We start from the raw sequence: 22,271 nt of genomic DNA, 5'->3' as shown, positions 1-22,271 counted from the left end.
AAGAGAGGACACAACAATGACTGCTCAAACCCCAGCCACTCAGTCCTCTGCTGAGCAAAAGCCTGCTGACTCGGGCCGTAGAGATGTGCAAGTACTGCCCATTGCGGCGGATACGACGGCACTGCGATCGCGCTCCTGGGATCGCCTGCGCTTTGAAATCGAATACGCCCTGGAAAAAGGTACCACTGCCAATACCTACCTGATTCGCGGCAACCGCGTTGCCCTGCTAGATCCGCCCGGCGGCTCCTTTACCGAAGCATTTCTAGCAGCGCTCAAGGCAGAAATCGATCCGGCAGAAATCGACTACATCGTTTTGGGCCACACCAATTCCAACCGGATAGAAACGCTCAAAGCTCTGCTGCCCCTGACGCCGCAGGCGGTGATTGTCTGTTCTAACCCAGCGGCGATCGCCCTCCAATCCGCCAATATCGACCACCCCACCCAGCCAGTCAAAGGCGGAACTGAAGCCGACCTGGACTTAGGGCAGCGCCACCACCTGCAATTCATTCTCACCCCGACTCCGCGCTGGCCGGATGGCATGTGCACCTACGACAGCGCGACTGAGGTTCTATACAGCGACAAATTTTTCGGCGCACACCTTTGCAGTGAAGATGCCTACGATCTCCACCGCGAAACCCTGCTAGAAGACCAGCGCTATTACTTCGACTGCCTGATGGCCCCTAGCGCCCGCCAGGTAGAAACTGCCTTGGAAAAGCTCGGTGAGTATGTGCCCCGGCTGTATGCGACAGGTCACGGCCCTTTAGTGCGCTACGGGGTGACTGACCTTACGAAGAAGTATCACCAGTGGGCAGCTCAGCAGAAAGGCAAAGATCTCTCAGTTGCGCTGATTTACGCCTCGGCCTACGGAAATACGGCGACGATTGCGCAGGCGATCGCCCGTGGCATCACCAAAGCAGGCGTCGGCGTCCACTCAATCAACGCTGAGCAAAGCGACACTGCCGAAATCCAAGCTGCCGCTGAAAAATCTGCCGGTTTCATCATGGGCTCACCCACGCTCGGCGGCCATGCCCCCACCCAAATTCAAACGGCGCTAGGCGTGGTTCTCTCCGCCGCCAGTAAAACCAAGCTGGCAGGCGTTTTTGGCTCCTTTGGCTGGAGCGGCGAAGCCATTGACCTGCTAGAAAGCAAATTTACAGACGCGGGCTACAGCTTTGGCTTCGACCCCATTCGGGTAAAATTCACCCCCGATGCCCGCACCTTGCAGGAATGTGAGCAGGCCGGGACGGACTTTGCCCAGCAGCTCAAGAAAGCTAAAAAGACCAGGGCTCCGCGCGTTGCGGCCTCGTCAGTGGAGAAAGCGATCGGGCGGCTAGTCGGCTCCATGTGCATTGTCACCGCAAAACAGGGTGAGATCAGCGGGGCAATGCTGGCTTCCTGGGTGGCCCAAGCAACCTTTACGCCCCCAGGCTTTACGGTGGCCGTTGCCAAAGATCGCGCCATTGAAGGACTCATGTATTCGGGCTCTCACTTTGCGCTAAATATCCTGGCAGAAGGCAAGCACTTAGGGCCAATGAAGCACTTCTTGAAGCCTTTTGCACCGGGAGAAGATCGGTTTAAAGGCGTTGAGACGAGAGAAACGGAAGATGGGCAGATTGTCTTGGAAGGGGCGATCGCCTACCTCGAATGCGAAGTCAAAAACCGTATGGACTGCGGCGACCACTGGGTCATATACGCTACCGTCAGCGGCGGCGAAGTCATCGACAACAGCGCCAAAACCGCCGTCCACCATCGCAAAACCGGCACCCACTACTAACCGCTATAATCGTGCAAAGCGTGCCGTTGAGTGAGGTGAAAAGATGTCTTCGGTCTATACACCAGCTAAACCCCTCACCTTTGAGGAATACTTGGCCTACGATGATGGGTCAGGGCGACGCTATGAACTGTTGGATACTGGAGAGTTGATTGAGTTGCCTGGTGAGAACAATCTTAATATTGAGCTGGCGCTGGCACTATTCGAATACCTAAAGCAGTTCGTGTATTGGCGCTTATTGAGGCTCAATTCTACCGCTATTCAGGTGACGCCGATGGCCGTGACGCTTGCGAATGGTCAAGAGAAGCCAGTGCGCAGACAAAGCCGAATACCCGATCTAATGGTGCTGACGCCTGAGGGGAGAGCGCAAATTTATAACGACTACAATGCACTCTCTCTAGACCATCACAATCCGGTTTTGGTAGTTGAATGCGTCAGTGAGTCCAATGCTGATGAAGATTATATCGATAAAAGGGCACAGTACGAAGCAAGAAAGATCCCTGAGTATTGGATTGTTGATCGCCACCGGCAGCAAGTGACTGTCCTAACTTTGGCAGGCGATTACTATGTGGAAGCTTGCTATCAGGGCGACACGGCTATTCAGTCGGCGGCATTCCCGAAGGCAACGCTGACAGCCAAAAAAATATTCTCTGAAGAAGATCTGTAGAGTACGCTTCCCCAAGGAGATATCGAACTGCTGTACGAGAGTCAAACCGCAGACTTATCCCCCCGCGATCGCCCCCCTTACGAACTCATAAAAGCAGCCCTGCACCGGTTACCATATGCTAAGAGCTGGCAACAGTCGCTACGGGTTTGACATTCCCCTGATAAAACGCTGGGTGCAAGAACGCGCCACCGTAGAATAGGGATCAAAGCAAAGCACTGTAGCAGTCAAGCCTTTTTGTGGGAAACCGATCAGTTTGACATCGGTAACTAGCATGGGAAAATTGAGCGATCGCCTGTCATCACCATCTTCATGCCAGCTCTTCAGCACGAATCTGACCTATTCACCACGACAGAGACTCTGAGATTCTTAAAGCACTGCCAGCGGCAAGCTGTCCAGGCAGATCACGCTAAGATTGCTAGCCTGACGTTTGAGATCGCAGCGGTTGTCCCCTGGGCTGTGCTGGCAATATTGGGCGCGGCGCACCCCCGTTACTTTTATTATGATTCGCCTAAGGCACCCGCAACGGTGGGGTTAGGCGCAGCGGTAGACTGCGTGTCATCTGGCCCGCTGCGGTTTGAGCAGGCGCAGGCGTTTGTGCATCTCTGGCAGCGTCGGTTTATCTATGCTGACTCAGTTCAGTCGCCCAAAGGCCGCTTTTTCTGTAGCGCCACCTTCTTTGCAAAAGCGGCAACAGAGATGGCTGAGCCAAATGCAGATTCGGCTCATTTTGAACCCGCTTATGTCTTTGTGCCTGAGGTACAGGTGACGACGCGGGCAGACGGCTCTACAGTGACGTTTAACTGTCTGATGATGGCAGCGACTGACTTGGATAGGACAACGGCGCAGATTTACCGGCAGCTACAGCAGCTAACGGCTGCTGATTCCAAGCAGGACAGTATTCCTCATCCGGTCAACCAGTGTGTGACTAAAGGCGTTGCCGATTTTGAGCGGGCGGTGACGGCAGCTTTGCAGCAGGTGCATAGCGGCAAGCTACACAAGGTCGTGCTAGCCGATGTGATGGATGTGGTCGCGCCGCAGCCGGTGAATGTGGGGCGATCGCTCCAAGCCCTTCGGCAAAACCACCCTGACTGCACTGTGTTCTCAGTTGGGAATGGTCGCGGCCAGTCCTTCATCGGTGCGAGCCCCGAACGGCTGCTCAGCATTGCCAATGGGCAACTCACAACCGACGCGCTAGCAGGCTCGGCCTCTCGCAGCCAAACTCCCGGAATCGATATCCAGCTGGCTCAGACCCTTTTAAATAGCGAAAAAGAACGCTATGAGCACCAGGTAGTGGTTGAATTTATTGTGCAGCAGTTGCGATCGCTCGGCCTTAATCCACACTATACGGCAACCCCCAAGCTGCTGCAGCTCCGTCACATTCAGCACCTGCACACGCAAATCAGCGCCGTCTTAAGTCCGCAGACCGTCCCCCCCTTAGATATTCTAGCCAAGCTGCACCCCACGCCCGCCGTAGCCGGTGTGCCGCGTCAGGCTGCCTGCCAGTTCATCCGCCATCATGAAACCTTCGACCGCAGCCTCTACGCCGCGCCCATCGGCTGGATCGACACCCAGGGCAACAGCGAATTTGTCGTCGGCATTCGCTCCGCCTTAATCAACGGCTGCCAGGCCAGACTTTACGCCGGCGCTGGCATTGTCGCGGGCTCAGAACCGGCCAAAGAGCTAGCAGAAATCAAGCTAAAATTGCAGACGCTGCTCAGCGCACTGGTTTAGAGGCAATGTCAACAGGTTCTCAGCCTAACTCTCAGATCGATTTTCGCAATACCAACAGCCTGTGGGCCTCGGTCGCCGCTGAAACGCTGGCCCGGTTGGGCCTGCAAACCGCCATCGTCTGCCCCGGCTCTCGGTCTACGCCGCTGACGTTTGCCCTGGCCCGTCACCCGGCTATCGAAACGCTGCCCATTTTAGATGAGCGCTCTGCCGCCTTTTTTGCGTTGGGCTGTGCTAAGCGTCAGTTTTGCCCGGTGGCGCTGGTTTGCACCTCCGGCAGTGCCGCCGCCAATTTCTATCCCGCCATTATTGAAGCCTACGAAAGCAGCGTCCCCCTGCTGATATTTACCGCCGACCGCCCGCCCGAGATGAGAGACTGCGCCTCCGGGCAGACAATTGATCAGCAGAAGCTCTTTGGCAGCTTTACAAAGCGCTACAGTGAGCTAGCCGTGCCCGCTGCCGATGAAAGGATGCTGGCCTACCTGCGGCAGACGTTAGTCAGTGCTTGGGGACAGGCGATCGCATCCCCAGCAGGCCCGATTCACTTTAACTGCCCCTTTCGCGACCCACTCGCCCCGCTACCCGATGGCAAAACAACCGACCTTGTCAACACCTTTGATTCAGCTCGGTTCTTTGCATCCGTGACGCCGCCGACCGCCGCCATTGAACAAACGCCCTATCTCTCTTTGCTGGGCTGGCAACAAGACTCGCAAGGAATTATTATTGCTGGCCCAGCTACCCCTAAAAATCCGCAGGAATATTGCGAAGCCGTTAACGATCTCTCTAACCTATTAGGCTGGCCGGTTTTAGCAGAAGGGCTCTCTCCTTTACGCAACTACAGCAGTCTGAATGCTGCTCTGATCTCCACTTACGACATCATCCTTAGAAATCCAGCGCGGGCAGAGGCTTTAGTGCCTCAACAGGTGATTCAGCTCGGGCCTTTACCAACTAGCGCTGTGCTACGTCGGTGGCTACAGGCAACACAGCCTCAGCGCTGGGTCATCGGTTCACAGCGCAACCTCGACCCACTTCATGGCCCTACGCACTTCTGGACAACAGATATCGAGACGCTGTCTACCCTAGCGCGCAATCGGCCTCAGCCCGAGTCTCTCAATCCTTACTGTGAGCGCTGGCTAGCCTACGAAAAGACTATCCGCGAGACACTTGATAACCGGCTAGCCAGTGAACCGGCCTTAGTTGAAAGCAATGTTGTTTGGCTGCTCTCACAATACCTGCCTGCCTATACCCCGCTCGTGATTGCGAACAGTATGCCCGTGCGTGATATTGAATACTTCTGGCGTCCGGGCGATCGCCACATTCAACCTGTCTTCAGCCGGGGCGCAAACGGTATCGACGGAACGCTGTCTACCGCGATGGGATTCGCCCATCGTAACGGCCCGGCAGTCCTGCTCACCGGCGATCTGGCTCTGCTTCACGATACCAATGGTTTTCTCAATGCCGCTCAGTTAGAGAGCCACCTGACCATTGTATTGATCAACAATCAGGGCGGCGGCATCTTTGAAACGCTGCCAATTTCGCAGTTTGAGCCCGAGTTTGAGAAATACTTTGTCACGCCGCAGCCGGTAGATTTCTCTCTCCTGTGTCAAACATATGGCATCGCATATCGGCTCGTTAGCCAGGCCGAAGACTTTGTAGACTGCATTCGGATTTTACCCAAACAGGGCATTCGAGTTATTGAAGTTAGGTGCGATCGCAAGCAAAGCGCCCATCAGAGAAAGTCGCTGCTAAATTCACTCCTAAATTCACTCTAAGTCATGCCCCGTCTCACGACTGAAAACCATACCCTCTATTATACGACTGCCGGAAAGGCCACAGATCCGCCCCTTTTAATCCTGCATGGATTTCTCGGTAGCCACCTGGATTTCGCTGCGACTTTACCCGCGCTCTCCGAACACTTCTATTGCATCACACCCGATCTACCCGGCCACGGCCAAACGCTGACAGCCCCTGGCAGCTATACCTTTCCGACAACGACTAAAACTCTCTTGAGCCTACTCGATCACCTCAGTATTACTCGAACCCATTTGTTGGGCTATTCGATGGGGGGACGGTTGGCACTGTACCTGGTCTGTCATTTTCCCGAGCGCTTCAGGCGGGTGGTTTTAGAATCAGCTTCGCCGGGGCTGAAAACGGCTGCAGAACGCCGACAGCGAGTGAAGAAGGACGAGGCGATCGCCCACCAGCTAGAAACGATGTCTCTCTCTGACTTCTTAACGCAGTGGTACACCAACCCTCTCTTCCTAAGTCTCAAAAATTTTCCAGAGCACTACGAGGTTATGCTCCGATGCCGTCAAGCCAATGATCCTATCGAACTATCTTATGCGCTACGTGGTTTCAGCACCGGACGACAGCCCTCACTTTGGCACCAGCTCTCCCATATCAGTAGCCCCCTTTTGCTGCTGGTCGGCACACTAGATCATAAGTTTGCCATTATCAACCGTAGTATGCTTGCTCACTACCAACGAAATAGAGCAACACAGGCTGTTCTTAAAGCCTGCGAGTGCGGTCATAACATTCATAGAGAAGCGCCAAACACCTACTCTCAGATAGTTTCTAATTTTCTACAAAAACCTTGGTAGATGCCAGAAAGGCTAGCGAACGCGCACTCTGTACAGATAAAACCGTTCATCTCTGTATTGGCGGCACGTATTGACGGCACTGTGGATATTGCATTTGTTGATAAATCGCCCAACGCTGAACTAGATTAGGTTGGTTACCTGGATTAACCGATAGCTCTGCAGATAGCGGTGTTTTAGTGCTTCAGCTTACCCTGTCTGCCATTGAGGTAAACGAATTCTGGACGATGATTCCGGCCAGGTTGGGGGGGCAGCCAGATCGATGGCGATCGCTCCCCCAAGCGAATGCCCATACACAAAAATCTCCTCTGGCTGGATACCGCGCTCCTGCGTGAGGTAAGTCAGCCTTGCCTCAGCATCTCCATACAGCGAGGCTTCTGAGGAAAAGCCGCCTTCAACTCAGGCCATAGCCCCGATACTCCGCTAGCAAAACGCTAAAGCCCAGCTGTCTGAGCCAAAAAGCCTGAGCGACATTAAAGCCAATATTGAGATCCGCGCCGTGAAAGTAGAGCAGCGTGCCAATGCGATTTTTGGGATGAGGCAACCACTTAATCCGCCGTCCCCAACGCTGACGAAAGCAGCGCTGGCCAGTCAGCTTTAGGCCGATCAGCGCCATAACAATCGGTATCCACAGGTGAGCAGTACTCACGATCGCTAAGCGGAGTTGCTCAGCGATCGCCATCAAGTGAGGGATAATTGCAGCCATATAGACAGCGCCCGCCGACCCGCTATAGGATCAAAGTGTAAGACTCATACGGGTTTTGAGTCGACGTGTAACAAATAATTTAAATGGCGTCCTAATCCAAGCACCGGAAACATCTCAGTGAATACATCGACGAATCGCGACGGGCGGCACGTTTGCGAGCTGCGACTGACGCTGGATGATCTCGCTCAGGAGGCGATTCGCTGTGAAGGGCAAACAGAGAAACATGCGATCGCCATCGCCCTAGAACAGCTAGCTAGCCATTACCGCCAGGCAGCCGAAGCGCAGCAAAATTTAGACTGGGATGCAGTGGAGCAGTCGGCAGCGGGGGAGGCGATCGCTAAGCACTACCACGTGATATTGCACTACGAGCGGCGAGCTGAGGAAATTTCAAAGTTTGAAGCGTTGCAGAATACCATCATGGGCAATACGGTGGTCGAGAATGCGGACATCGCTATCATTGAAATTGATGCAGATGCTCAGATCGAGCCGCTGGCAAAGCAATGGGACGATTAAGATTGTGAACGGAATATTCCATGGAATGGTCAACTGCTCTACATTAAGAGGCACCTTTATTCTGTAAAATGTAAATTTGCCAAAGGGCTTATAGAGACATTTATGGCCGATCAGCAGCAGCTCGAAAATTTTATTTGGCAAATTGCCGACCTGCTGCGCGGGCCGTATCGTCCTCCGCAGTATGAGCGGGTGATGCTGCCGATGACGGTGCTGCGCCGGTTTGACTGTGTGCTGGCTCCGACTAAGGCGCAGGTGCTGGCAGAATACGAAAGGCGTAAAAACAAGCAAACCGCTGAGTCTATTTTAGATCCGGTGCTGAATAGCATTGCGGGTCAGCGATTTCACAATCATTCGCCTTTTAGTTTTGAAGGGAGTGAAGATGGCAGCGCTGGGAAACGCAAGGGCGGGTTAAAGGGCGACCCGAATAATATTGATCGGCATCTGACGGACTATATCAACGGCTTTTCTCAGAATGTTAGAGAGATTTTTGAGCGGTTTGAGTTCACCGCTGAAATCGAGAAAATGCGAGAGGCCAATATTCTCTATTTGGTGGTCTCTAAGTTTTGTGATATTGACCTGCACCCTAATGCGGTAGGCAACGGTCAAATGGGGTCGCTGTTTGAAAATCTCATTCGACGCTTCAACGAGGCAGCGAATGAGACGGCAGGCGATCACTTTACCCCGCGTGAAGTGATTGAGCTGATGGTAGATATTTTATTTGACCCGGATGACGATATTCTCACCCAGCCGGTGATTCGTAAAATGCTAGATCCGGCCTGTGGTACGGGTGGGATGCTGGCAGAGGCTCAAAATTATTTGCGTCGGCCCAATGGCGACAAGAAGCAGGCGAATCTTTATGTGTTTGGGCAGGATTTTAACCCGAGAGCTTATGCGATCGCGGCCTCCGACCTGCTGATGAAGGGCAACGAAAAGAGCGACATCCGCTATGGCGATACGCTGACTGACGATCAGTTTCCCTCAGATGACCCGCTGACGAATGGCCGCTTTGACTATTTGATTGCGAATCCGCCGTTTGGGGTGGATTGGAAAAAGCAGAATAAGGATGTAAAGCTAGAGCATAACCGGCGCGGGTTTGCGGGGCGGTTTGGGGCGGGGTTGCCACGTGTGAATGATGGCTCGCTGTTGTTTTTGCAGCATATGATTAGCAAGTTTGAGCCCTATGCGCCGGAGCAAAAAAAGAATGGGTCGCGGCTGGCGATTGTGTTTAATGGGTCGCCATTGTTTACTGGCGGGGCGGGCAGCGGTGAGAGTGAGATTCGTAAGTGGGTGATTGAGAATGACTGGCTAGAGGCGATTGTAGCGATGCCGGAGCAGATGTTTTATAACACGGGGATTGGCACCTATGTGTGGGTAGTGACGAACCGCAAGCAGAAGCATCGCAAAGGGAAGATTCAGTTAATTGATGCGCGGGAGCGGTGGCAGGCGATGCGGCGTAGCTTGGGCGATAAGCGGCGCAAAATGGGTGCAGAAGATATTGCGATTACGGTGCGGGAGTATGGCAAGTTTGTGGAGACGGAGACAAGTAAGCTCTTTGACAATGAAGACTTTGGCTATAACCGGGTGCCGATTGAGCGGCCTTTGCGGCTGCTGTATGAAATGTCTTTGGAGCGTAAGAGCGATTTTTTAGATGCTGCGCCGCATTTGCTAGACGATGTGCAGGCGATAGATAAGCAGTTGGGCAGGTCGCCTAGAACCGATTGGAATGAGTTTGATGCGCTGATGCAGCGGCTGTTGAAGCAGCGGGAAAGTAAGTGGAAAAAGAGTGAGCAAAAGCTGTTTCGGGATGTGTTTACCGAGAAGGAGCCGGAGGCGGCGGCGGTAATTGCAAAGGAGCGGAAGGCGAAGCGGGAGCCGGATGCGCGGGTGTGGGGCTGGTTTCTGGCGGCGGATGGAAAGCTAGAGCGGATGTATGAGCCGGATACGAAGCTGCGAGATTTTGAGAATGTGCAGCTTAAAGATGAGGTGGTGCGGTATTTTTGTGAGGAGGTAGAGCCGCATGTGGGGGATGCCTGGGCGGATGGGCAGAAGATTCGCAGTGCCTACGAGATTAACTTTAATCGGTATTTTTATGAGTATACGCCGCCCCGTCCGTTAGAGGAGATTGATGCGGACTTGCGGGAGGTAGAAGAAAAGATTATTCATTTGCTGCGGGAGGTGATTGGATGATTATTGCAAAGAACTCATCTTGGAATGAAATCCCGCTGAAGTTTCTATTTTCTGAAAGAGCCCTCGGCGCATGGGGAGAAGAAGCGGATGATGACGAGGGTATCGTATGTATACGGGCTGCTGACTTTGTGACGCACGAGCTACGTCATAAAGTCAATAACCTAACTAGGCGGAAGTATAGCGAGCAAGAAATCAACTCAAGACAGTTAAAAAAGGGAGATCTTATTCTAGAGAGATCTGGGGGAGGTGAAAAACAGCCAGTAGGTCGCGTAATATCGTTTGATCTTAACGAACCTGCACTCTGCTCAAATTTTCTAGAGGCTTTGCGTCCGCGTCAAGCCTCTTTATATTCGCGGTTCGGAACTTATCTGTTCTATTCTTTATGGGCGAGTAGAGCTGTTATACCCTATATCAAGCAAACAACCGGAATTCAAAATCTAGATGCTAAAGAATATCTGTCTCAATTTGTCTCTGTACCCGGAATAGCTCAGCAGCGCAAAATTGCTGATTACCTTGATCGCGAGACGGCTAAACTGGATGCGCTCATTGCTGCCAAACAACGCTTGCTAACCCTTCTGGCTGAAAAGCGGCGGGCGATGATTACCCAGGCGGTGACCCGTGGGGTGAGGGGGGATGTGCCCATGAAGGATTCGGGCATCGAGTGGTTAGGGGAAATTCCTAGAGATTGGGAAATTGTGAGCCTGAATTTTCTTGCAGAAGTAAAAACAGGTATTACAAAAGGTCGAAATCTAGGAAATCGGGAAACCATAAAGGTGCCATACCTTCGTGTTGCCAATGTTCAAGACGGTTATTTAGACTTGAAGCGTGTAACCAGCATAGAAGTATTGCCTGAAGAGGTAGAGTCATTTAGTTTACAAAAAGAAGACGTTCTGATGAATGAGGGAGGCGATGCTGACAAGCTAGGACGTGGGGCAGTCTGGGATAGCTCGATTGAGCCCTGCCTACATCAAAACCACGTTTTTGCCGTAAGGTGCCATAGTGTTTCTCCCTATTGGTTAACAACTTTCACTAGCTCCAATTTTGCAAAAGCCTATTTTGAATCCCGTGCAAAGCAAAGTACTAATCTTGCTTCAATCTCAGGCACTAATCTCAAAGAATTGCCTGTCATACTACCTTCTAATGAAACTCAGATGGAGATACTGCAATATCTACAAAGCTCCTTGACTCGATTGGATAGCCTTCTTTCGATTACCGAGAGTGCTATCGGCCTTCTCCAAGAACGCCGTACATCCCTTATCTCTGCCGCTGTCACTGGCCAACTTCAAATCGCCGCTTAGCTATGCAACTCAAACGCCTCATCCTCACTCACGTAAGAGCTTTTGAACAAGCCGAATTAGCCTTCCAACCTGGCGTTAACCTGATCGTAGGCGTAAACGGAGTCGGCAAATCGACAATTTTAGATACGCTAAGGTTTCTACTAGCTCAATGCCTCCCGAAGATAACCGCTGCTAGAAAAAGCAAGCTGACCTTTGAACCTAGTGATATAAGTGTCAGCCAAAATACGTTGTCTGCTGAGCTGAGATTTGAAGCCTTTGATACTGACTTTCGCTACTTAGTACAACAGTCGAGAGCAAAGTTTGGGTCTGTTAGTGAATCTAAAGAAAATATCGAAAAAGACATTCAAAATATGAGCAGGGAAAGGCGCATAGAAGAAAGAAGACTGCGAGAGTCTGGATATAGCTACGAGGCCGAGGATATTCAAAAGCTAACGCCCAGCCTTAGCAGCTTAAAAACCAACACTAGAAGGCTAAAACGGCAACCGCTAGCCGTCTATTTTTCACCTTACCGCTCATTAGCCAATACCAGCAAAGGTAAGCCAACTAATGCCTTCGCAGATTCCTTAGAGCATCGTAGCCTTATGCTTACAGAGTTTTCGAGCTGGTGGCTTGTCCAAAAAAGCCTTTCTGAAGAGAGCGAAACTGCAAAACGGCATTTGCAAGTTTTAAGCGAAGCTACTGCCCTTATTTTGGATACCTGTACAGATGTCAGAGTAGACAAAGAATCTTATGTCTCTGAGGACAAAGAAGGTCGTAAAAGAACGATAGAAAACACTACGCTGCTAATTAACAAAGATGGTATCACGCTTGATGTTCGCCAATTATCCGATGGCGAGCGCGGTATGCTAGCGCTGGTGTTAGACCTTGCACGTCGGCTATCACAGGCCAATCCAGAACTGGATAATCCACTTGAGGGGGAAGCTGTCGTTCTAATTGATGAGATTGGGTTACATCTCCATCCTCGCTGGCAGCGCACTATTGTCAAAAGATTAACCGACACTTTCCCGAATTGTCAGTTCATCGCGACAACTCATTCCCCATTGGTAATTGGAGAAGTGGATCCCAACGGAATTATTTTGTTGAATCGAAAAAACGGACATGTCAACGTTGTTCAAGAAGGTCTACAAGGATTTGGGCTTGACTCTAGCTGGATCCTAGAGCACATAATGGACACGGATTCACGCAATCCTGAGGCACAAGATCAAATTGATAATATTGAGGACGCTCTTGAAGACGGCGAACTAGATCTTGCCCGAGAGTATCTTGCGACATACCGCAATACCATTCGCGGTGACGATGATGAAGCCATACGGCTAGAAGCCAGTATTAACAACATGGAGGCACTTGCAGATGAGATGGATACAGAAGACGAGTGAACCTCGTGAATTGACTGAATGGCGCTCGAAATATAACACTGATATCAACTTTGGTTATGATCTTCTGCGCCAAGATTCAACTGTGATAACTGCATTGGTCGTTCTCTTGTTAAAAGAACAAGGCTGGCTCTGTGCTTATACTGGCATTGGTATTGATGAAAATAAATGCCATATCGAACACGTCAAACCTCAGAAACACTGCACTCCAGACGAAACCGTATCCTACGGGAATGTCGTCGCCTGCTACCCAGCACCCAACCCAAAACGTAAAACACCTTATGGCGCAGAGCAAAAAGACCACTGGCCTAGTAAAGAGGAAAGTCCTTTGTTTGTTTCACCACTAGACCGAACTAGCGAAACTCGCTTTCAATATAGAGCGACAGGTGAAGTGAGAGCTATTGACAAAAATGATTTTGCGGCTGAAACCACTATCGAACAATTAGGGCTCAATCATCGGTATCTAAAAGGCGAACGTAAAGCTCGTATTCAAGGAACGCTTGGTAGAAATAATACAATTACCCTGAAAGAGGCTCGAAAACGACTAAAATCGCTGAAAGTCGAGGAAGGGAACCGACTAGAACCCTTTTGTTTTGTACTAAAGCAAGTTTTAGAACGGCGAGTAGATAAGCTGGAAAATATTAGAGACTCTAAAGCTAAGAACCAATCAAAATCGAAGCGGTCTGAAAAATGAAAGCAGCCTCCCATACCGAAGCTGCCTTTGAATCCGTCATCGAAGCTCACCTGCTCGCCAACGGCTACAGCGCCCTACCCAGCAAACAATACGACCCCGAAAAATCCCTCTTCCCAGACACCGCCATCCGCTTCATTCAGCAAACCCAACCCAAAGAATGGGAACGCCTGCACAACCTCCTTGGCAACAACACCGCCAGCCAAATCCTCGCCGACCTGTGCAAATGGCTCGACACCTACGGGTGTCTCACCGTCCTACGTCACGGCTTCAAATGCTATGGCCGCACCCTCCGGATCGCCACCTTCAAAGCCGCCCATAGCCTCAACGCGGATCTCGAAACCAGCTACCAGGCCAATCAGGTCACCGTCACCCGCCAGCTCCACTACCGCAAAGCCCCCAAAAAATCGAAAAAAGCCACTTACGACGCAGGATCACAGGCCAAAAACGGCATCATCGACCTTACCCTCAGTCTCAACGGGATTCCGCTTGTCACCCTGGAACTCAAGAATCCTCAGACCGGATCTACCGCGCAGGATGCGATTGAGCAGTATAGGCACGATCGCGACCCCCGAGACCCCCTCTTCACCTTCAAACACCGCACTCTCGTCCATTTCGCCGCCGATACCGAAACCGTCTGGATGACCACCCGCCTCGCAGGCCCCGCCACCCACTTTCTGCCGCTTAACAAAGGCCACGACGGTGGAGCCGGTAACCCGCCCGACCCAGCAGGCCGCACCTACCGCACCGCCTACCTTTGGGAAACCATCCTCCAGCGAGACAGCTTCCTAGACCTGCTCGCCCGCTTCCTGCATCTGCAAATCGACGAAAAACACGACGACACAGGCCGCAAATTCAAAAAAGAAACCCTGATCTTCCCCCGCTACCATCAGCTCCAAACCGTCCGCGCCCTGGAGCAAGCCGCTAAAGCCGAAGGCCCCGGCCACAACTACCTGATCGAACACTCCGCAGGCAGCGGCAAAAGCAACACCATCGGCTGGCTCACCCACCGCCTCGCCTCCCTCCACACCGACCAGGACGAACGCATCTTCGATAGCGTCATCGTTATCACTGACCGCCGCGTCCTCGATCAGCAACTGCAAAACACCATCTACCAGTTCGACCATACCCAGGGCGTCGTCCAAAAAATTGACAAAGACTCTAAACAGCTCGCCCAAGCCCTCGAAAACGCCACCCCCATCATCATCACTACCCTACAAAAATTTCCCTTCGTCACCCGCCAACTCCTCCAGCTCGCCGAAGAACGCCAGCAGCAGGGCAGCGGTCTCCTGCCTACCCGCCGCTGCGCCGTCATCATCGACGAAGCCCACAGCTCCCAATCCGGCGAAACCGCCACCGAGCTAAAAAGCGTCCTCGGCGGCGAACAGCTTCAGGCCCAAGCGCAGCAGCAGGCCGCTGAAGAAGGGCAGGAAAATATGGAAGAACTCTTTCGGAGTATGGCAGCCCGGTCGCATCAAGCCAACCTCAGTTTCTTCGCCTTCACCGCCACCCCCAAACACAAAACCCTCAAAGTCTTTGGCAGCACAAACCGTTATCAATACACCATGCGCCAAGCCATCGAAGAAGGCTTCATCATGGACGTACTTCGCAACTACGTTACCTACAAAACCTACTACAAACTCCTGCAAAACTCTGCCGAAGACCCCAACGTAGAGCGCAAAGCCGCCGCCCGCGCCCTGGTCAACTTCATGCGCCTGCACCCCCACAACATCGCCCAAAAGACCGAAGTCATCGTCGAGCACTTCAACACCGTCACCCGCCACAAAATCGGCGGCAGAGCCAAAGCCATGGTCGTCACGGGCTCCCGCCTGGAAGCCGTCCGCTACAAACAAGGCTTCGACAAATACATCCGCGAAAAAGGCTATCCCATCAAAACCCTGGTCGCCTTCTCTGGCATCGTCGAAGACGACAAACTCTCCAGCGTCACCTACAGCGAAACCGCCATGAACAACGGCATTCGTGAAAAAGAACTCCCCGACCAGTTCGCCACCGACGGCTATCAGGTACTCCTCGTCGCCGAAAAATATCAAACCGGATTCGATCAGCCCCTGCTACACAGCATGTATATTGATCGCCGCCTGGCCGGAATTCAAGCCGTTCAAACCCTCTCCCGGCTCAATCGCACCCACCCGCTCAAAGAAGACACCTTCGTTCTTGACTTTGTAAATGATAGAGAAGAAATTCGCGAAGCTTTCAAACAGTTTTATGAAGGCGCTGAAATCGGTGAAGAAGCTAGCCCCGATCAGCTCTACCAGCTCGCCGCCGACTTAACCCAGGCAGGCATCCATCTCCCCGAAGAAATCGAACGCTTTTGCATCACCTACTTTAAGCCCAAGCAAAAGCAAAGCCCTACCGACCATCAGGCCATGAACGCGGCCCTAGATCCGGCGGTAGAGCGCTTCGTGGACTTTCAAACTGAAAACGAAGCAGAAGCTACTCTCTGGCGCGGTCAGCTCACCGCCTTTCGCAATCTCTATGCCTTCCTCAGTCAGGTCATTCCCTATCAAGACTCTGACTTAGAAAAACAGTATGTCTTTTTGCGGCACTTGAGTGCTAAGTTGCCCAAGCGCTCAAGCGCCCCCCAATACAACTTTGATGACGACGTTCAGCTAGAGTACTACCGCCTCCAAAAAATCAGCGAAGGCTCCATCGACCTCAATCAAGGCTATGCCGATGCTCTGGATGGCCCCAAGGCAGTCGGCAGCGCGATGGTCAAAGAAAACGCCGTCCAGCTCTCCCAGCTCATAGACCTCATCAACGACCGCTTCGGCGCTGACTTCAACCAGGCCGATCAGCTCTTCTTCGACCAGCTCATAGAAACCGCTACAAATTCTGAAGAACTGCAGCAAGCTGCCAAAGCCAATTCACAAGACAGCTTTGGCCTATTATTCAAGCAAGTATTACAATCTCTATTTGTCGAGCGAGTCGATCAAAACGAAGCAATTTTTGCCCAGTATATGAACGACAATGCCTTTCAAAAACTCGTCTCCGACTATTTAAGTTCAGAAGTTTACAAACGTCTCTCAACCGAAACCTCCCCATCCGCTCATGAAGCTTAGCCCCGCCGATGTCGATCTGTTCATGAAACTGACGCTGCAACTCCAGTGGTATGCCCAGAAGCAGGGTCAGGTTTTGCCCAAAGTCAAAAGCTTTGCTGCCTATACCACCACCTCTATGAGAGAAAAAGTAGAGGTGAGAGACTACCTTTTTAACCACTCTGAGCTAATCGATCAGTTTATTCAAGAGAACCCAGCCGACTTCACTCAGGAAGAATTAGCGATTGTCAGCGGCTGGAAAACCTTTGTTAAAGATAAATTCTACGTCGAGCGACTGCTCAAAAAGCACGGCATTTTCATAGACAGCAAAGAAAACGTTTACGGCATCTCAGGGCTGAGCGACGAACTATCTGACATGATTGACAGGCGCAACCTACCCTTGTGCGCACAAGCTGTTCTACTCCCGTTTAAAGGCAGAATTGTTCACGACGGTCTTTTGGGCTTTTACAACGTTTCTTTCGGTAGCGGCATTCGGTCCTCTCTCAAAGAGATTTATCTCATTGCCAAAGATAACGATGCCATCATCGAAACCCTCGATCCTTCATTCGACTCTGCCAAGGCGAAAAAAGCACCTGCCAAAGCAGCTCAGGACTGGACGCTCTTACTCGATGAGATGACCAGTATCGCCAAAAAACTGCGCGGCGGCAGCGGCCAACCCGCTCTCTACAGCCCCATTTTCAGCCTAGTACGGGCCAGCGTTGAACTTGCTCAAAGCGCTACCGAAGAACCGCCCGATATGGACAAGCTCGCCAAGAAAGCACGGCGCATAGATACCCTGCTCGATCAGCTTGATCGCACCATTGGGAGAGACTACTAGCTACCCTGCAATCGACCGCCGCCAGTTAAAGAACTTTTTCAATAGATTTTGTAGGAAGGTGTTTTTGACGTACTTTTGCTTGGTGAGCTGTAGCGCTGCTTTGGAGCTGATTTCGCTCAGGGTGGGGTATACGTGAATGCACTGTAGAGCGCTCACGTTGAGATTTTGGCTCATCGCTAGCACCGCTTCGTGAATCAGTTCGCCCGCATGAATACCGACAATATGCGCCCCGAGGATTTCGCCATTGCCCTTGGTGATAAATTTGGCAAAGCCATAGCCTGCTGCCTCTGCCAGCGCCCGGTCTACACCGTCAAAGCCTTGCTTGAGCACGTATACATCATCGCCATAGCGATCGCGCGCCTGCTTTTCAGTTAAACCCACCCGCGCCAGCTCCGGCTGAGTAAAGGTCGCCCAGGGAATCACCCGGTAATCGGCCTTTTTAGTCGGGAACACCAGCGCATTTTGCATCGCCACGCCCGCTTCATAGCCCGCCACATGCGTAAACTGATAGCCGCCAATCACATCGCCCGCTGCGTAGATTCGCTTGTTAGTCGTGCGTAGCTTTTCATCGACCTTGATCCCTTTTTTGTCATAGTCCACGCCAGCGGCCTCCAGATTGAGCGAGCCGACATTAGGCGATCGCCCGGTCGCCACCAAAATCTCATCGACAACAATCTTTTCGTCGCCAGCGGTAACGTGTTTTTTGTCGCCGATTGTCTCTACCTTTTCGGCCCGAGCGTTAGAGATAATGCGTACGCCCTCCGACGCTATTTGCCGCTGGACGACCTTGGCCGCTTCGGGATCTTCTTTGGGCATGATCACTTCCCGGCTAGAGATTAGCGTCACCTGAGAGCCCAGCCGAGAGAAAGATTGACTCAGCTCGCAGCCAATTGGCCCTGCGCCAATTACCGCTAACGCCTCGGGCCGCGATTTAATGCTAAAAATCTGTTCATTAGTCAAAAAGCCAGCCTCTTTTAACCCTTCTATAGGCGGTACTGCCGGGTGTGATCCGGTCGCGATTAAAAAAGCTCGCGACTTGAGCTTACGCCCATTGACTGCAAATGTCTTTTCGTCAACAAACTGACCCTCTCCATAAATGACCTCTACCCCGAGCTGCTCAAAGCGCTCAGTCGAGTCATGTTCTTGAATGGTGTCAATGACTGAATGGACGTGACCCAAGGCTTCCTCAAACTTGATGGTAGGCTCGCTGGTGTAAATGCCAAAGCGCGAAGCCGTTTTCACATTGTAGGCAATCTGCGCTGCGTGGATTATCGACTTACTAGGCACGCAGCCATAGTGCAGACAGTCTCCCCCTAGCCGATCTTTTTCGATCAGGGCGACTTTGGCGTTAATTTGGGCTCCGGCACTGGCCGCGACTAAACCGGCTGAACCGCCACCAATCACGACCAAATCATAGTCTACTGACATTACATTCCCTCTTTTGCAAGCTCTGGATTGAAGCGTATGCCGTCTAGCTGAATCTTTGCTTAGAGCTCGCTCACAAAACTATAGAATTTGCTGAGGAAAGTAAAATCTGTCTAATGAGGGGCATCGCTACTGCCGCAAGCCACGGCTGAGATAGTAACCGTTTGCAGCGGCGTTCATCCATGCTGAGCCCGTCGTGTTCATTTGATAAAGCCCGCCCTTGGCGCTTGAGTACAGCATCGCATCGGTTTCATCCTCGCCGTCGTTGTTTTTTTGCACTCTCATCGCCGGGCTCATGTCAGGGATAGGTACAGGCGAATCTGTAGATGAGGCAGGCAGATCAACCGGCTGCTCTCCCTGCTTGACATCGCCTTCGTCAGTCGCCTCCTGGTCACGCCAATTTAACCAGACTTGTAGACGCCTGTGGACGGCTTCTATAAAGGTCTTTTGCTCGGGCGTCGGGGCGCTCTGAGCTGATAGATTGCGCTGTGCCAGCAAATGCACCACCTCATCAGCCAAGGGATCGATATTAGGGTTGGGCAGATAAGCCAGGCGAATATCGGCTCTGGCAAGTTGGACGCCCAGTAAGTTGGCTCGCCGCAAATCAGCTCGATCCAGGTTAGCGCCGCCCAGGTTGGCATGGCTGAGGTCAGCGCCGTAAAAGACCGCATCAGCCAGATAGGCCCCCGTTAAGTCTGCGCCTGTTAGGTCTGCGCCCCGAAAATCTGCGCTGATCAGACAAGCCTGCCGCAGGTTAGCGCCGCTTAAATCGACCTGGCAAAAATTCCCACCAAAAAAGTAGCCATAGCTCAGGTCTTGACCGGCCAAATTGCACGGCTCATTAGGATGAAGTGATCGCCACTTATTCCAAGTTTCTATACCGTTTTTTAATAGGGTCAAGCGATCCATCAGAAGGTTCTCTCTTGTAGGGTTGGGTCATTAACAAAGGCGTGACTTTCAACCAGGAACTCAACTTATGATCAAGGTGGCAACCTGAAGCAGGAAACCTTCTTTCAATACGATTTTTGGCAATCAGTTTGTGTGCCTGCCAGTGAGACTAATTCTCAATATTTTTTAGGTGATCAGAGGTTTACTGACTGAGCAGCTACCTCAGATTGCTTTTAGCTAGCTCATGAACTCTTAGCTCAGTAGCCTGCTGTCCAACTAGATATACTGGCCAGTAACTTTCTTTCAGAAAGATTATTAAAAATAATTCTCGAAGCGTCTGAATCTCTTATCTATAGCGTTGGTCACTTGGCTTGAATACAGCAACGCAGGCAAAACCTTTGCATAACAACAGACCAAGTGACTCGCGTTACCCGAATGCATCTGGGTAACGCTATAAGTCGCACCGCTTAACAGGCTGAGACGCCGATACGCTCTTTTATCGCTGCCTGTTCTAGCACAGCGCCTGTTAAGCTAAACGCCCGTGTTTCGGTAATTCTAACCGGAACGATCTGCCCTTTGAGCGCGCTGATATCGCCGGGAAAGAAGGTGAGCCGGTTGCCTCGGGTGCGGCCCATGACCTGCGCTGGATCTCTAGGGTTGACGGCTTCTACCAGGACGGTTTCGGTGCGGCCTAAGTAGCGCTGCGATCGCACCTCCGCCTGCTGTGACACTAAATGATTGAGCTGCTGCAACCTGTCCTGCTTGGTCGCTTCATTGAGCTGATTGGCCCACTCAGCCGCTGGCGTCCCAGGCCGGGGGGAATAAGCTGCCGTGTTCACCATGTCGAAGACGATGTCTTCCATCAGCTTGAGGGTGCTTTGAAACTGGGCATCGGTTTCGCCGGGGAAGGCAGCGATCGCATCCGCGCTAATCGAAGCATCGGGCACGTAGCGGCGCACCGTGTCGATAATCCGCCGGTATTTTTCGTGGGTATAGCCCCGGCCCATCGCCTTGAGCACCTCATTATCGCCCGACTGAAAGGGAATGTGAAAATGCTCACACACCTTGGGCAACTCGGCGCAAGCTTTTACCAATCGCTCGGTAAAGTAGCGCGGGTGGCTCGTCGCAAAGCGAATCCGCTCAATGCCTGGCACATCGTGAACAAAGTACAGCAGATCAGTCAGCGTATTTTCTCTTCTGCCCTCGGGCGTAATCCCTGGCAGATCGCGGCCATAGGCGTCAATATTCTGGCCAAGCAGCGTCACTTCTTTGTAGCCCTGCTGCCCTAGCTCTACCATTTCAGCGCGAATGGCTGCTGGCGTTCGCGACTGCTCCACTCCCCGCACACCAGGCACCACACAGTAAGTGCAGCGCTCATTACAGCCGTAGATGACATTTACCCAAGCCGTCACCTGACTATCGCGGCGCGGCTTGGTAATGTCTTCCATGATATGCACCGGCTCAGTCGCCACCACCTGATTGCCCTGGTCTACCTGTGCCAGCAAACTCTCTAGCTGGTTAGCATGCTGCGGCCCCATCACCAGATCTAGCTCGGGCACCCGTCGTAGTAAATTTTCGCCCTCCTGCTGAGCGACACAGCCTGCGACCACTAGCGTCAGATTCGGATTTTTGCGCTTGCGTTTGGCCTGTTTGCCCAAGTACGAATACACCTTTTGTTCGGCGCTATCGCGAATGGTGCAGGTGTTGTATAGCACTACGTCTGCCGCTAGGGGGTCTTCTTCCCAAGACATGCCCATATTTTCGAGGATGCCTGCCATGCGCTCAGAGTCTGCCTTATTCATCTGGCAGCCGAAGGTGGTGACGTGGTAGCGGCGCGATTCGCTCATGGTAAGGGGCAGTGGTGTTGGGGACAAGTTTTTTCAACACTCCATTGTGACACTGAAGGGGAAAATTGGGCTGAGCAATTTACAGGGATCGAGATCCTAACTTCCAATTCTAAGGTTGATGTCAAATGTCAATATTGGATGTAACTACTTGAGTGTTGTGCTCTGACGGTAGAAAAATAATTGAGGCGTTATCTAGCGAGTCATGCAGGCACCCCCTTATTCTGCTTGTCAAACAATTTGGCAAACACCTGCGACGCCGATTCACCCTGTTCAAGACAGTCATGAGCAAAGAGGATTAGCTTTTCTATCAGCGCTTGCGATTGCTGGCGACAGACCTGCCCGATGGATTGTGTGAGCTGGGTAGGGCGCTTGCCCGGAGCCTTTGTCGGGGGTGGCAAGCAAGCCAAGTGCAAGATTGAGTAAGCCACGAACACCAACGTCCAATGGGTTTGAATGGATTCAAAGGTTCGCATCCGATACTCATCAAGCCCGAGATATTGCTTTCCATCTCGATAAAAGGTTTCTATCGGCCATCTTTGTAAATATTTGGCGAGCACCTGTTTGGCTGACCAGTCAGCGCGATTGGTCAGCAGCACAGCGTAAGTCCCGGTGAGCTGTGCAGTTTCAAAGCTAATCACTAAACGCAGCTTGCCAAAGCGGGGAATTCGGCAGCAGAAGGTAAAACA

General features: G+C 52.1%; 17 protein-coding genes. 12 read left to right on the top strand and 5 right to left on the bottom strand.

Annotated features, from left to right (window positions below):
• The first annotated feature begins 16 nt into the window (after positions 1 to 16).
• The 5 genes from CKL79_RS00085 to menH all read left to right on the top strand — a co-directional run bounded on the left by CKL79_RS00085 (position 17) and on the right by menH (position 6,766).
• Complete coding sequence (locus tag CKL79_RS00085) at positions 17 to 1,774, top strand: diflavin flavoprotein (protein ID WP_121967553.1); 1,758 nt, start codon at positions 17 to 19, stop codon at positions 1,772 to 1,774.
• 43 nt (positions 1,775 to 1,817) lie between these two features.
• Positions 1,818 to 2,438, top strand: coding sequence for a Uma2 family endonuclease (locus CKL79_RS00080; RefSeq protein WP_121967552.1), 621 nt, complete (start codon positions 1,818 to 1,820; stop codon positions 2,436 to 2,438).
• A 309-nt stretch (positions 2,439 to 2,747) separates the two neighbouring features.
• Positions 2,748 to 4,169, top strand: coding sequence for an isochorismate synthase (locus tag CKL79_RS00075; protein ID WP_121967551.1), 1,422 nt, complete (start codon positions 2,748 to 2,750; stop codon positions 4,167 to 4,169).
• A 5-nt stretch (positions 4,170 to 4,174) separates the two neighbouring features.
• Positions 4,175 to 5,938, top strand: coding sequence for a 2-succinyl-5-enolpyruvyl-6-hydroxy-3-cyclohexene-1-carboxylic-acid synthase (gene menD, locus CKL79_RS00070; RefSeq protein WP_121967550.1), 1,764 nt, complete (start codon positions 4,175 to 4,177; stop codon positions 5,936 to 5,938).
• 3 nt (positions 5,939 to 5,941) lie between these two features.
• The gene (gene menH, locus CKL79_RS00065) at positions 5,942 to 6,766 is read left to right on the top strand and encodes a 2-succinyl-6-hydroxy-2,4-cyclohexadiene-1-carboxylate synthase (protein ID WP_121967549.1); all 825 of its coding nucleotides are present in this window, start codon (positions 5,942 to 5,944) and stop codon (positions 6,764 to 6,766) included.
• A 391-nt stretch (positions 6,767 to 7,157) separates the two neighbouring features.
• Here menH and CKL79_RS00060 read toward each other — a convergent pair whose 3' ends face one another.
• Positions 7,158 to 7,469, bottom strand: coding sequence for a hypothetical protein (locus CKL79_RS00060; protein ID WP_121967548.1), 312 nt, complete (start codon positions 7,467 to 7,469; stop codon positions 7,158 to 7,160).
• 117 nt (positions 7,470 to 7,586) lie between these two features.
• On the opposite strand from CKL79_RS00060, the gene CKL79_RS00055 reads away from it, so the two are divergent.
• The 7 genes from CKL79_RS00055 (at position 7,587) to CKL79_RS00025 (ending at position 17,425) form a co-directional block, all read left to right on the top strand.
• Positions 7,587 to 7,982 carry a hypothetical protein gene (locus CKL79_RS00055; RefSeq protein ID WP_240518563.1) on the top strand — a complete coding sequence of 132 codons (396 nt, stop codon included), beginning with the start codon at positions 7,587 to 7,589 and terminating at the stop codon, positions 7,980 to 7,982.
• A 102-nt stretch (positions 7,983 to 8,084) separates the two neighbouring features.
• Complete coding sequence (locus tag CKL79_RS00050) at positions 8,085 to 10,169, top strand: class I SAM-dependent DNA methyltransferase (protein WP_121967546.1); 2,085 nt, start codon at positions 8,085 to 8,087, stop codon at positions 10,167 to 10,169.
• Positions 10,166 to 11,467, top strand: a complete 1,302-nt coding sequence (locus CKL79_RS00045) for a restriction endonuclease subunit S (protein ID WP_121967545.1) — start codon at positions 10,166 to 10,168, stop codon at positions 11,465 to 11,467. The genes CKL79_RS00050 and CKL79_RS00045 overlap by 4 nt, the downstream gene beginning before the upstream one ends.
• Positions 11,468 to 11,469: 2 nt before the next feature.
• Positions 11,470 to 12,843, top strand: coding sequence for an AAA family ATPase (locus tag CKL79_RS00040; protein ID WP_121967544.1), 1,374 nt, complete (start codon positions 11,470 to 11,472; stop codon positions 12,841 to 12,843).
• Positions 12,818 to 13,534, top strand: coding sequence for a retron system putative HNH endonuclease (locus tag CKL79_RS00035; protein WP_121967543.1), 717 nt, complete (start codon positions 12,818 to 12,820; stop codon positions 13,532 to 13,534). Before CKL79_RS00040 ends, CKL79_RS00035 begins: the two co-directional genes overlap by 26 nt.
• Positions 13,531 to 16,611: a type I restriction endonuclease gene (locus CKL79_RS00030; protein WP_121967542.1), complete on the top strand. Its 3,081-nt coding sequence runs from the start codon at positions 13,531 to 13,533 to the stop codon at positions 16,609 to 16,611. The genes CKL79_RS00035 and CKL79_RS00030 overlap by 4 nt, the downstream gene beginning before the upstream one ends.
• On the top strand, positions 16,601 to 17,425 hold the full coding sequence (locus CKL79_RS00025) for a hypothetical protein (RefSeq protein WP_121967541.1): 825 nt from the start codon (positions 16,601 to 16,603) through the stop codon (positions 17,423 to 17,425). Before CKL79_RS00030 ends, CKL79_RS00025 begins: the two co-directional genes overlap by 11 nt.
• On the opposite strand, the gene CKL79_RS00020 is transcribed toward CKL79_RS00025, so the two are convergent.
• From CKL79_RS00020 to CKL79_RS00005, 4 genes are all read right to left on the bottom strand, one after another.
• Positions 17,426 to 18,853, bottom strand: a complete 1,428-nt coding sequence (locus CKL79_RS00020) for an FAD-dependent oxidoreductase (protein ID WP_121967540.1) — start codon at positions 18,851 to 18,853, stop codon at positions 17,426 to 17,428.
• A gap of 126 nt (positions 18,854 to 18,979) precedes the next feature.
• Complete coding sequence (locus CKL79_RS00015; RefSeq protein WP_121967539.1) at positions 18,980 to 19,759, bottom strand: pentapeptide repeat-containing protein; 780 nt, start codon at positions 19,757 to 19,759, stop codon at positions 18,980 to 18,982.
• 446 nt (positions 19,760 to 20,205) lie between these two features.
• Positions 20,206 to 21,585 carry a tRNA (N6-isopentenyl adenosine(37)-C2)-methylthiotransferase MiaB gene (miaB, locus tag CKL79_RS00010; RefSeq protein WP_121967538.1) on the bottom strand — a complete coding sequence of 460 codons (1,380 nt, stop codon included), beginning with the start codon at positions 21,583 to 21,585 and terminating at the stop codon, positions 20,206 to 20,208.
• Between the two features lie 200 nt (positions 21,586 to 21,785).
• Positions 21,786 to 22,271 (bottom strand): transposase (locus CKL79_RS00005; RefSeq protein ID WP_141242116.1); only part of this gene is annotated, 486 nt, incomplete at its 5' end.

It is taken from the genome of Leptolyngbya sp. BC1307 (assembly GCF_002286735.1).
Taxonomy (GTDB): Bacteria; Cyanobacteriota; Cyanobacteriia; order Phormidesmidales; family Phormidesmidaceae; genus Phormidesmis.
The sequence above is the reverse complement of the archived record's forward strand: the minus strand, read 5'-3'. Positions and strand labels throughout refer to the sequence as shown.